Origin of the sequence: Streptomyces sp. NBC_00425 (assembly GCF_036030735.1) — a bacterium.
Taxonomy (GTDB): Bacteria; Actinomycetota; Actinomycetes; order Streptomycetales; family Streptomycetaceae; genus Streptomyces.
The window spans coordinates 7340894-7352904 of record NZ_CP107928.1; the positions used below are offsets into that span (position 1 = coordinate 7340894).

At 73.2% G+C, this 12011-nt stretch carries 10 protein-coding genes; 7 read left to right on the plus strand and 3 right to left on the minus strand.

What is annotated here, in order from left to right; translation table 11 throughout:
- The first annotated feature begins 25 nt into the window (after positions 1–25).
- The 5 genes from OHS82_RS32240 (at position 26) to OHS82_RS32260 (ending at position 6185) form a co-directional block, all read left to right on the plus strand.
- On the plus strand, positions 26–1501 hold the full coding sequence (locus OHS82_RS32240; protein ID WP_057581231.1) for an alkaline phosphatase PhoX: 1476 nt from the start codon (positions 26–28) through the stop codon (positions 1499–1501).
- Positions 1502–2020: 519 nt separating this feature from the next.
- Positions 2021–3604, plus strand: a complete 1584-nt coding sequence (locus tag OHS82_RS32245; RefSeq protein ID WP_057581232.1) for a TROVE domain-containing protein — start codon at positions 2021–2023, stop codon at positions 3602–3604.
- A 102-nt stretch (positions 3605–3706) separates the two neighbouring features.
- Positions 3707–4396: a GntR family transcriptional regulator gene (locus OHS82_RS32250; RefSeq protein WP_057581233.1), complete on the plus strand. Its 690-nt coding sequence runs from the start codon at positions 3707–3709 to the stop codon at positions 4394–4396.
- Between the two features lie 121 nt (positions 4397–4517).
- Positions 4518–5534, plus strand: coding sequence for a 1-aminocyclopropane-1-carboxylate deaminase (locus tag OHS82_RS32255; protein WP_057581234.1), 1017 nt, complete (start codon positions 4518–4520; stop codon positions 5532–5534).
- A gap of 78 nt (positions 5535–5612) precedes the next feature.
- Entirely contained in the window at positions 5613–6185 is a 573-nt protein-coding gene (locus OHS82_RS32260; RefSeq protein ID WP_057581235.1) for a TetR/AcrR family transcriptional regulator, read from the plus strand.
- 64 nt (positions 6186–6249) lie between these two features.
- Here OHS82_RS32260 and OHS82_RS32265 read toward each other — a convergent pair whose 3' ends face one another.
- Both OHS82_RS32265 and OHS82_RS32270 read right to left on the minus strand, forming a co-directional pair.
- Positions 6250–7428 (minus strand): TerD family protein, encoded by a 1179-nt coding sequence (locus OHS82_RS32265; protein ID WP_107105289.1) that lies wholly within the window; start codon positions 7426–7428, stop codon positions 6250–6252.
- 124 nt (positions 7429–7552) lie between these two features.
- On the minus strand, positions 7553–8362 hold the full coding sequence (locus OHS82_RS32270) for an NAD-dependent epimerase/dehydratase family protein (RefSeq protein WP_057581237.1): 810 nt from the start codon (positions 8360–8362) through the stop codon (positions 7553–7555).
- 227 nt (positions 8363–8589) lie between these two features.
- Here OHS82_RS32270 and OHS82_RS32275 point away from each other — a divergent pair, with 227 nt between their 5' ends.
- Both OHS82_RS32275 and OHS82_RS32280 read left to right on the plus strand, forming a co-directional pair.
- Positions 8590–9534: a 5-dehydro-4-deoxyglucarate dehydratase gene (locus OHS82_RS32275; protein WP_057581328.1), complete on the plus strand. Its 945-nt coding sequence runs from the start codon at positions 8590–8592 to the stop codon at positions 9532–9534.
- Positions 9531–10697 carry a hypothetical protein gene (locus tag OHS82_RS32280; protein WP_057581238.1) on the plus strand — a complete coding sequence of 389 codons (1167 nt, stop codon included), beginning with the start codon at positions 9531–9533 and terminating at the stop codon, positions 10695–10697. Before OHS82_RS32275 ends, OHS82_RS32280 begins: the two co-directional genes overlap by 4 nt.
- On the opposite strand, the gene OHS82_RS32285 is transcribed toward OHS82_RS32280, so the two are convergent.
- Complete coding sequence (locus OHS82_RS32285) at positions 10634–11878, minus strand: MFS transporter (RefSeq protein WP_328435059.1); 1245 nt, start codon at positions 11876–11878, stop codon at positions 10634–10636. The genes OHS82_RS32280 and OHS82_RS32285 overlap by 64 nt on opposite strands.
- Positions 11879–12011: the final 133 nt, after the last annotated feature.

The following is a 12011-nucleotide window of genomic DNA, read 5'->3' on the forward strand; positions in this document are numbered from 1 at the left end:
ACTTCACCGTCTCAGGAGACACACCATGTCGCTCACCCGCAGGGACTTCGCCAGGCAGTCCGCGCTCACCGGCGCCGGAGTCGCGCTGGCGGGCAGCGTCGGCGCCCTCGCCAGCGCGCCGAACGCCCTCGCCGCCACGGACGCCGACCACACCGCGGACGCCGAACACGCCGCGGACGCGGCACGGGGTCCGGCGGCCGGCGGGCACCACGGGGTCGGCTACGGACCGCTGCTCCCCGACCCCCACGGCCTGCTCGCGCTGCCCGCCGGGTTCAAGTACCGCGTCATCACGTACAGCGGCAGGACCAAGCTGGAGTCCGGCGAGATCACCCCGTCCAACCACGACGGCACCGCCGCCTTCTGCGGCCCGCGCGGCGCGACCCTGCTCGTCAACAACCACGAGCTGAAGGGACCGCGCGCGGGCTGGCAGTACCCGGTCCCGCTCACCGAGGGCCTCGTCTACGACCCGGCGGCGGCCGGCGGCTGCACGGTCGTCGAGGTGCGCCCCGGCGGCCACGTCGCCGAGTGGGTCGGCATCGCCGGCACCTCCACCAACTGCGCGGGCGGCACCACGCCCTGGGGCACCTGGCTCACCGGCGAGGAGACCGAGGACAAGGCCGGCCAGAACGGCATGACCAAGGACCACGGCTACATCTTCGAGGTCGACCCCGCCGACCGCCGCGCCAACCGCGCCCCCGAGCCGATCAAGGCGTTCGGCCGCTACGCCCACGAGGCCGTCGTCATCGACCCCCGGCGCGGCCACGCCTACCTCACCGAGGACGCCTCGGGACCCAACGGCCTGCTCTTCCGCTGGACTCCGCCGGCCGGCTTCCACCACGGCCGCGGCAGGCTGCGCACCCTCGCCGACGACGCGGGCGTCCTGCAGGCCTTCAAGTGCTTCGACTCGAGCGGGAAGTTCGTCGACGACCTCTCCCGTGCCACGAAGACCGGCACGGTGTACGGCGTCGACTGGGTCGACGTCCCGGACCGGGACGCCCGCACGGTGTCCGTCCGCAAGCAGTTCACCGCCGGCCAGGTCACCCGCGCCCGCAAGCTCGAGGGCATGTGGTGGGCCGACGGCGGCACGTACATCGTCTCCTCCTACGCCCGTGACGAGAGCCCCGTGCAGCACGACGGCGCCGTCTGGTTCTACGACCCCAAGCGCCGCACGCTGACCCTGAAGGTGCTGCTCGGGGTGAACCCCGACCCGTCCGTCGACGGCGCCTTCGACGGCCCCGACAACATCACCGTCTCACCCTACGGCGGCCTCGTCATCGCCGAGGACGGCGAGGGCGTCCAGCACCTCTTCGGGGCCACCGACAGCGGCCGCACCTACCCCATCGCCCGCAACGAACTGAACATCGGCACCGAAGACAAGCCGGAGTACAGCGAGTTCACCGGGGTCACCTTCTCGCCCGACGGCCACACCCTGTACGCCAACATCCAGACGCCCGGAATCATGCTGGCGATCACCGGGCCGTGGAAGCGCCACAAGCGGTAAGCGGTGAACGGCATTTAATTCGCTCGCCCGTCCCGCGGCCCTCCTCCTAAAGTGATGCATGTCCAGGTGCGAAGGCAGGACCTACTTCCACTCTTAATGGGGAGGCCGCGGGTTCGAATCCCGCCGCCGGCACGACACGCCGGTGTAGCTCAGGGGCAGAGCACCTTGTCGGTTCCGCCGGCCTCGATCTCTGGACACCACAACTTCACAGCACCTTCCGGTGCGCGGGCTGCGGCTACTTCTCTCCAACAGAAACCGATGCCGCCGCCGAACTGATCTCGGGAGGCGCAGCATGAGGTGGGTGCCCGGTGCGCAGGCAACGGTTACTTCATTGGATCGGACGGTCGCGGGTTCGAGTCCCGTCATCGACTTCAGGTCGGTGTAGCTCAGTCGGGTAGAGCATCTGGCTAAGTCCGTCGCCGACCCCTGATCTCGGGCACCTTCCCTTTGCTGCGCCTCCCCGAAAAACGAGTCGCCGACCGGCGGACTCGATGAATGTCGAATTCGGGGGAATTCACCATGGCGCGTTTCAATGTCCGTGCCCGCAAGGCGCAGCCCACCTCGCCCGTGACCACCACGGGCCGCACGCTGGCCACCCACCAGGGCGGCCGCGGCCACGAGCGGGACGCCCGATCCGAGCTCTTCCTGCTGGCGGTGGCCAACTTCGTCTCCCAGCAGACCTTCTACGAGGCAGGCGAGGCCCGCGACGACCGCTTCGCCAAGCTGGTGCGCGAACTCGCCGTCAGCGACCCGGACTGGACGGCCGGCCTGCTCGGCTGGCTGCGCGGCGAGGGCAACCTCCGCACCGCAGCGCTCGTCGGCGCCGCCGAGTACGTCCACGCGCGGCTGGCGGCGGGCGCCACCGGCGGCCCCTCGAACCGGCAGGTCGTGGACCGTGTCCTGCAGCGGCCGGACGAGCCCGGCGAGCTGCTCGCGTACTGGACGGCGACGTACGGCCGGAACATCCCCAAGCCCGTCAAGCGCGGCGTCGCCGACGCCGTGCGGCGGCTCTACCACGCCAAGTCGCTGCTGAAGTACGACACGGCGTCCAAGGGCTACCGCTTCGGCGACATCCTGAACCTGGTGCACGCCGCACCGGATCCGGCCAAGGCGTGGCAGGGCGACCTCTTCCAGTACGCCCTCGACCGCCGGCACCACCCGGACACGGCCGTGGTACCCGATTCGCTGCCGCTCCTGGCGGCGCACCGCGACCTGATGGAACTGCGTCCCGCCGAGCGGCGCAGGGTCGTCACGGGGGCACGGGGCGCGGAGCGTCTGGCCGAGGCGGGCATGACCTGGGAGGCGCTGGCGGGCTGGCTGCAGGGGCCGATGGACAAGGCGGCCTGGGAGGCGGTCATTCCGTCCATGGGCGCGATGGCGCTGGTCCGCAACCTGCGCAACTTCGACGAGGCGGGAGTCTGCGACGAGGTCGCCGCCCAGGTGGCGGCGAGGATCAGCGACCCGGCGGAGGTCGCGCGCTCGCGGCAGTTCCCGTTCCGGTACCTCGCCGCGTACCAGCACGCGCCGTCGCTGCGCTGGGCGTACCCGCTGGAGCGGGCGCTCGGCCACTCGCTGGCCAACGTGCCCGCGCTGCCCGGCCGGACGCTGGTGCTCGTCGACCGCTCGGGCTCGATGTTCTACTCGCGGCTGTCGGAGCGTTCGGAGCTCAACCGGGCCGACGCGGCGGCGGTCTTCGGCACGGCGCTCGCCCTGCGGGCGGCCGACGCGGACCTCGTCGAGTTCGGCAGCACCAGCAAGGAGATCACGTTTCGTAAGGGGGAGTCTGTGTTGAAGATTCTGGAGCGTTTCGGGGACCTCGGCGGTACGGACACCACCGAGGCCGTGCGCCGGCACTACCGGGGGCACGACCGGGTGCTGCTCGTCACCGACGAGCAGTACGCCTTCAGCCGCCACGGCGGCCCGACCGACCAGGTTCCGGCGCACGTGCCGGTCTACACCTGGAACCTGGCCGGTTACCGCGCGGGCCACGGCCCGTCGGGCACGGCGAAGCGGCACACCTTCGGAGGGCTGTCGGACGCGGCCTTCCGGATGGTGCCGCTGCTGGAGGCAGCCGACGACACGAAGTGGCCGTGGGCGGCCTGAGTCCCGCGGTCGTGCGGCCCGCGCCTTCACCGAAGGCGCGGGCCGCGTTTCTTTTCCGCCGGCCCTTGTCGCGCGACGGACTGATATCTAACATTTCAATTCATGGAGGCTGTGCCACGCACTCTGCTCAGGGACCGCGCCTACGCGGCGATCCGTGACGCCATCGTCGCCGGGGCCATCGCGCCCGGCGCGGTGGTGCGCGACGCCGATCTCGCGGAGCGGCTGGGGCTGTCCCGGGCGCCGGTGCGCGAGGCCTTCGCGCGGCTGGTCGACGAGGGTCTGCTGGAGAGCAAGCCGCAGAGCTACACCCGCGTCACGCCCGTGGTCGCCTCCGACGTACGGGACGCGGCGGCCGTGGTCGGCGCCATGCACGAGCTGGTCACCCGGATCGCGGTGCCCCGGCTGTTCGCGGCGGACGTCGAGGGGATGCGCGCGGCCAACGAACGCTTCGCCGAGGCCGTGCGCGCCGGAGACGTGGACGCGGCCCTGCGCGCCGACGACGAGCTGCACGACGTCATCGTGCGGGCCGCCGGCAACCGGGCAGCAGCCGCCACCGTCGCCCGCTACACCCCTCTCATCCGGCGGCTGGAGCGACGCCGCTTCGGCGAGGGCGGCACCTGCCGTTCGGCCGGGCTGCACGGTCGGCTGATCCGGGCGTGCGCCGCCGGCGACGTGGACGAGGCGGTCCGGGTCACGGCGGAGATCTGGCGCACCCTCGCGGACCTCGCCGACACCGAGGACGCCGACGACACCGACCCCTGCGACGACACCGACGCCGACGGCGCCGACTGATCACGCGACCGTTCGCGCAGACCGTTCGCACCGACTGATCACGCCACCGATCGCACCGGCTGATCACGCGACCGTTCGCGCGTACCGGTGGCACCGACCGACCCCTGCTCCCGGAGGCACCGTGTCCCTCTCCTCGTACGAGCGTTACCCCCTGCTCTTCGGCCCGTCGCCCGTCCATCCGATGGAACGCCTCACCGCCCACCTCGGCGGAGCCGCCCTGTGGGCCAAGCGCGAGGACTGCAACTCCGGGATCGCGTACGGCGGGAACAAGACCCGCAAGCTGGAGTACCTGGTCGCCGACGCCCTCGCGCAGGGCTGCGACACGCTCGTCTCGATCGGCGGCGTGCAGTCCAACCACACCCGCCAGGTCGCGGCCTGTGCCGCCCGGGCGGGGATGAAGTGCGTGCTGGTGCAGGAGAGCTGGGTGGAGTGGCCGGACTCCGTCTACGACAAGGTCGGCAACATCCTGATCAGCAGGCTCGCCGGCGCCGACGTCCGGCTGGTGCGGGCCGGGTTCGGGATCGGCTTCAAGGAGAGCTGGGAGCAGGCGCTCCGGGAGGTCGAGGAGTCGGGCGGCAAGCCGTACGCCGTCCCGGCCGGCGCCTCGGACCATCCGCTCGGCGGACTGGGCTTCGCGAACTGGGCTCACGAGGTCGCCGAACAGGAACGGGAGCTGGGCGTCTTCTTCGACACGGTGATCGTCTGTTCAGTGACCGGGTCCACCCAGGCGGGCATGGTCGCCGGGTTCGCCGCGCTGGAGGAGGCTGGCGGCCGGCCCCGGCGCGTCCTCGGGATCGACGCCTCGGCCGAGCCCGCCAGGACCCGGGAGCAGATCGCCCGCATCGCGCACCGCACGGGCCGGCTGATCGGCGTGCGGCGCGAGCTGACCGCCCGGGACGTCGAACTCGACGAGCGGTACCACGCCGGCGTGTACGGCGTCCCGGACGAGACGACGCTGGCCGCGATGCGGCTCGCCGCACGGACCGAGGGCATGGTCACCGACCCCGTCTACGAGGGGAAGTCGATGGCCGGGCTCGTCGACCTGGTGGCCCGCGGCGAGATCGGCCCCGACGCGACCGTGCTGTACGCGCACCTCGGCGGGCAGCCCGCGCTGAACGCCTACAGCGCCCTGTTCTGACCGCTCGCGGCCGGTGTCCCGCGCCGACGCGGCCCGTTAGGGTGCGAAGGGAGTCCCCGGTGCGCGAGGAGTAAGTGGATGCCGCAGGTCAGGCCCATGCGTGCGGACGCCCGCCGCAACCACGAGCGCCTGCTGAAGGTGGCCGCCCAGGCCTTCGCCGAGCATGGGGAGCGGGCCTCCCTCGACGACATCGCCAGGCGGGCGGGCGTCGGGTCCGGCACGCTGTACCGGCATTTCCCCACCCGGCAGGCGCTTCTGGAGGCCGCCTACCTCGACCGCCTCGAGGCGCTCGCGGCCCGCGCCGACGAGCTGGCCGCCCGGCTTCCCGCGGGCGAGGCGCTGGTGGAATGGCTCAACGAGCTGTGCGCCGGGACGCTCGAGGTGCGCGGGATGAAGTCGCTCCTGGGGTCCGCCGTGACGGACGGCGGAGCGGCGGCGGTCACCACGTGCGGTGCGCCGGTGAAGGAGGCGGCGGCCCGGCTGGTGGAGGCGGCCCAGCGGGAGGGCGCCCTGCGGGCGGACGTCGACCCGGTCGACGTGCTGCGGCTCGCCCACGGGGTGGCCACGGCGTCGGAGCTGGCGAACGGGGACGGGAGCGCCGTCCGCCGGTATGTGTCGCTGCTGACAGAGGGGCTGCGGCCCGCGCGGTGACGGCGGCGGGCGCCCCCGTGGTGGCGGGCGCCCCGGGCCGGACGACTGCTCGACGACCCGCGGATCAGAGGGACTCGGCGCCCGGCTTGACCATGTTGCGCACAGTCCGTGCCTTCACGAAGGTGCCGATCGCCGTCATCTCCCACTCGCCGGAGTACTGCCGGATCAGCTTGGCCATCAGCACGCCGGTCTGTGCTTCGGCGCCGGTGAGGTCGAAGCGGGCGAGCTCCTCGCCGCTGGAGGCGTCCAGCAGACGGCAGTAGGCCTTGGCTACCTCGGTGAACTTCTGCCCGGAGAACGAGTTGACCGTGAACACCAGCCCGCTGACCTCTTGGGGCAGCCGGCCGAGGTCGACGACGATCACCTCGTCGTCGCCGCCGCCCTCGCCGGTGAGGTTGTCGCCGGAGTGCTTGATCGCGCCGTTGACGATGGAGAGCTTGCCGAAGTAGCAGCTGTCGATGTGGTTGCGCTGCGGACCGTAGGCGATGACCGAGGCGTCCAGGTCGATGTCCTTGCCGCGGAACGCGGGCTCCCAGCCGAGGCCCATCTTGACCTGCGAGAGCAGCGGGCGGCCGCCCTTGACGAGGGACACCGTCTGGTTCTTCTGGAGGCTGACGCGCCCCTTGTCCAGGTTGATCTTCCCGGTGCCGGGCGCGGGCGGGGGCGGCGCCTGCGGCATCGGCGGGGCGGCGGGGGCGGTGGGTGCCATGGCGGGCGCCGGCGGCGCCTGCGCGGCGGCCGGGGCCGCCGGTTCCTCCACCGTCACACCGAAGTCGGTCGCGATCCCGGCCAGGCCGTCGGCGTATCCCTGACCGACGGCGCGGGCCTTCCAGGCGCCGTTGCGCAGGTAGATCTCGACGACCACCAGCGCCGTCTCCGTGCCGAGCCGCGGGGGAGTGAAGGTGGCCAGGACGCCGCCGTCGTCCGCGCTGCGGATCGTGGCCGTCGGCTCGACGCCCTGGAACGTCTGCCCCGCGGCGTCCGGGCTCGCGGTGACCACGATCTTCTCGATGCCCGGCGGGACGGCGGCGGTGTCGACCACGATGGCGTCGGGGGAGGCGCCGCCGCCCGAGCGGTAGGTCACCCCCGGGCCGGCGGGCTGGTTGTAGAAGATGAAGTCGTCGTCGGAGCGCACCTTGCCGTCGGCGGTGAGCAGCAGGCCCGAAACGTCGAGCCGCACCGGGGCGGCGACGTCCACCGTCACGCGCGCGGTGGGGAGCGGGATGTTCGAGCCGGGGGTCATAGCTGTCATACCCGGTGAACGACCGAGCCCACTTTGCCGTTCCCTTACCTGAGCACTCCTCCCGCAGCCGCCCCGCGACGCCGCCGGAACGTCGGTCACGCGTCACGGCCTCGCGGTGTCGCCGTCAGTACGGCCAGATCGGCGGGTCGCTGACGAAGTGGCCGCCGAGGTGGGCGTGCGCGATGTTCTCCGGGTCCAGCTCGCCCTGTTCGGCGATCAGCTTCTCGGCGTACGGCTCGGAGTCGTCCTGCGGCTCGTAGCCGAGCGCCCGGGCGGTGCCGAGGTCCCACCACAGCCGGGTGTTGGCCGAGGATCCGTGGACGATGGTGTGGCCGACGTTCTCGGCGGTCAGGGCCGCGTGGAAGAGGCGGGCGCCGTCGGCGGGGCTCATCCACACCGACAGCATGCGCACGCTCGTCGGTTCGGCGAAGCAGGAGCCGATGCGCACCGACACGCTCTCCAGGCCGTGCTTGTCCCAGTAGAGCTGGGCGAGGTCCTCGCCGAAGGACTTGGACAGGCCGTAGAAGGTGTCCGGGCGGTGCGGGGTCTCGACGGGGATCAGGGGGTCGTCGCCCCGGGGGCGCGGTGTGAAGCCGACCGCGTGGTTGGAGGAGGCGAAGACGATCCGCTGCACGCCTTCCTCGCGGGCGGCCTCGTACAGGTGGTACGTGCCCTCGATGTTCGCCTTGAGGATCTTCTCGAAGGGGGCTTCCAGGGAGATGCCCGCGAGGTGGATGATCGCGTCGACGCCTCGCACGGCCTCGCGTACCGCGTCCTTGTCGGCCAGGTCGGCGACGATCGAGGCGGGCTCGCCGTCGACCGGGCGCAGGTCGAGCAGGCGCAGACGGTAGCCGTAGGCGGGCAGCAGGTCCCGCATCAGGGTGCCGAGGCCGCCGGCGGCGCCGGTGAGCAGGACGGTGCGGGGAGCGGGCATCCTCGGGTCTCCTTGGCATCTACGGCCGCATGCGTGGACGGTATTCACATGCGTGGACACGCTAAGGATCTCCCGTGTCTCGCGTCAAGTGTGCCGCGGACCAGGCCGTTCCGCCCTTCTCGCGGGAGTGCCGGGCTTGACCGGGCGGGAAAGGGCTTCATAGGCTGAGTGCGTTCAGAGATGTGGACATCGATCAGAAGAACGCACGTGTCGCCTCAGGGAGCTCCGTGACGCCAGCCCCGCTCGCCGCCCGCCTGCGCGTCGCCGGCGGACCGCTGTTCTTCCCCGTCACCGCGTACGGCCCCGACGGCTCGCTCGACCTCGACGTCTACCGCGCGCACGTCCGCCGGGGCGTCGAGGCCGGCGCCGGCGCCGTCTTCGCGTGCTGCGGCACCGGCGAGTTCCACGCGCTGACGCCGGAGGAGTTCGAGGCCGCGGTGCGGGCGGCCGTCGACGAGACCACCGGCCGGGTGCCGGTCGTCGCGGGCGTCGGCTACGGGACCGCGCTCGCCGTGCGCTACGCCCGCCGGGCGCGGGCGGCCGGCGCGGACGGCCTGCTGGCGCTGCCGCCCTACCTCGTCGTCGCGGCCCAGGAGGGCCTGCTGCGCCACTACCGCGAGGTGGCGGCGGCGACCGACCTCCCGGTGATCGTCTATCAGCGCGACAACGCCGTCCTCACCCCGACGACCGTCGTCGAACTCGCCCGCACCGAGGGGATCGTCGGCCTCAAGGACGGCCTCGGCGACCTCGACCTCATGCAGCGGACCATCAGCGCCGTGCGCACCGAGGCCCCCGGCGACTTCCTCTACTTCAACGGCCTGCCGACCGCCGAACAGACCCAGCTCGCCTACCGCTCCCTGGGCGTCGACCTCTACTCGTCGGCCGTGTTCTGCTTCGCGCCCGAGATCGCCCTGGCCTTCCACCGGGCCCTCGCCGACGGCGACGACCCCACGGTCCACCGCCTGCTCGACGGGTTCTACCGGCCCTTCGTCGAACTGCGGGCCCAGGGCCGCGGATACGCCGTCTCCCTGGTCAAGGCCGGAGTGCGGCTGCGCGGCCTCGAGGTCGGGGAGGTCCGCCCGCCGCTGCACGAGCCGGGCGAGGACCACGTCAAACAGCTCGCCCAGGTGATCGAGCGCGGCTACGCGCTTTTGGAGGAGGAAACCGCGTGAAGGCGTCGACATTCGTCTACCCCTGGGACGTCGTCGGCGACCCCGGGGCGCCGGACCTGATCGCCGGGCTCGGCGTCGAACAGGTGACCCTGGCCGCCGCCTACCACTCCACCCGCGCCCTCACCCCGCGCCACCCGCGGCACCGCGTCGTCACCGCCGAGCACGCGGCCGTGCTGTACCCGGCCGGCGAGCGGTGGGCGGGCCGCGCCCTGCGCCCGTACCCGGCCGGCGACTGGGCGCCCGGCGACGCCTTCGCGGAGGCCGCCCGGGCACTCGCGGGCGCCGGTCTCGACGTCCACTCCTGGGTGGTGCTGGCGCACAACTCCCGGCTGGGCGCCGAGCATCCGGACACCTCGGTCGTCAACGCCTACGGCGACCGCTACCCCTGGGCGCCGTGCATCGCCCAGCCCGACACGCGCGCGTACCTCGTCGACCTCGCCGCCGAGGCGGCCGTCCGCCCCGGCGCGAACGGCGTCGAACTGGAGTCCCTCGGCTGGTACGGCCTCCAGCATCTGCACGCCCACGACAAGACCGGCGGCGTCGGACTCGGGGACGCCGGCCAGTACCTGATGGCGCTCTGCTTCTGCCCGGCCTGCCGGGCCGGCTACGGCGAGCAGGGGCTGGACGCCGACGCGCTCGCCGCCGCCGTACGGGACGCGCTGGAACCGCTGTGGCGCGGGGAGGCGGACGACGCGCAGGGCTGGGCGGGCGTCGAGAAGCTGCTCGGCGAGGACACGGCGGCGGCCACGCGCGCGTGGCGCGACGACAGGGCCCGCACCCTCCAGGAGACGGCGGTGAGCGCGGTGCGGGCGGCGGCGCCCGACGGCTTCCAGGTCCTGTTGCACGCCGACCCCGTGACCCACCACGTCGGCGCCAACCCGGGCGTCGACCCGGCGCACGTCCTGTCCGTGGCGGACGGCGTGGTCGTGCCCTGCGCCGGCGGGCCCGGGCTGCTGACGCCGTTCGCCGGGCACCGCCGCGAGGGCACGGTCCTCGCCGCCAACCTGGGGGTCGTCTCCGGCATGGGCGGCAGTCCCGGCACGCTCGCGGCGGACGCGGCGCGGGCGAAGGAGTCCGGGGCGACGGAGATCCGGCTGTATCACGCGGGACTGGCGTCGGACGGGGACCTGGCGTCCGTGCGCGAGGCGCTGGCCGCCCGCTGAGCGCCGCCGCGGAACAGCGGCACGACGGTCACCAGCCGCACCAGCCCGAGGGCGACCAGCAGCGGCTGATACGGCAGCAGTTCCACCAGGGCGGCGCCCAGCGCGAGGCCGAGCGCGTTCGGCGCGTACATCAGGGTGCCGGCCGTGGCGGCGACCCGGCCCAGCAGCGCGTCGGGCGCCTCCCGCTGGACGGCCGTCAGCGCGGCGATCAGCACGCACGGCAGCCCCGCCCCGATCGCCGCGGCGCAGACCAGGGCCACCGCGTCCGACGGCACCGCCCGCACCGCGACCGCGACGGCCGTCAGGGCGATCCCGCACGCGGCGAACCGCCGTTCCCCGAACCGCCGCAGCGCGGGCCCCGACAGCAGGCCCACCGCGGCCGACCCGGCCCCCTGCACGGCGTAGAGCGCGCCGGCGTACTCGGGAGGGCGACCGAGTCCCTCGATCACGGCGTAGAGCAGCGCGCCGTTGAGGCCAGCGCACAGCATCGTCGTACCGCCGGCGACGACCAGGGGGCGCAGCAACGGGTGCCCCCACAGGAAGCGGACACCCTCGGCCGTCCCGCCCCGCGGGCCGCGCCCGCCCGGTCGCGGGTGTGCCTCGTGGACCCGCACGCACGCGTAGAGCCCGGCCGCGCACACGAAACTGGCCGCGTCGAGCAGGGCCACGGCGGGACCGCCGTAGGCCGCGTAGATCCCCGCGCCCGCCAGCGGGGCCACCAGTTTCATGCCCTCCGTCGTCGTGGTGCGCAGCCCGTTGAAGTCGCCGAGCAGCCCCACGGGGACGACGGCGGCGACGAGTGCGGACTCGGTCGCGTCGGCCACGACGGCGGCGGCCCCGTACCCGAGCAGCACCGCGAACAGCAGCCACAGCCGGCCGGGGGAGCCGACGGCGAGGAGTGCCGGCAGCAGGGCCGCAGGGCCCAGGTTGACGGCGATGAGCAGTGGCCGCCGGCGGACCCGGTCGGCGAGGGCGCCCAGCAGCGGGCCGGCCAGGGTCGGCGCCCACAGCGCCAGCACGGACAGCGCCGCCAGCCCGTTCGAGCCGGTGAGGTCCTTGACCCACACGCCGGCCGCCAGCCACAGCGCGGAGGTCCCGAAACCGGAGACCACCGACGCCGTCAGAAAGATCGCCGCGCCGCGGTCCCGCAGGACGCGCACCACGGACCAGTTCTTCGTCATGCCTGGTCATCGTGGGCCTAAGGCCCCCGGCGACGCATCGGGCAGGTGCCCTATCCGTGCCCCGCCCGGCGGCCTCCGGCGGCCTCCGGACCACGGCGTGCCGGGAAAAACGCGCGCCGCGCCGATGAGTTCT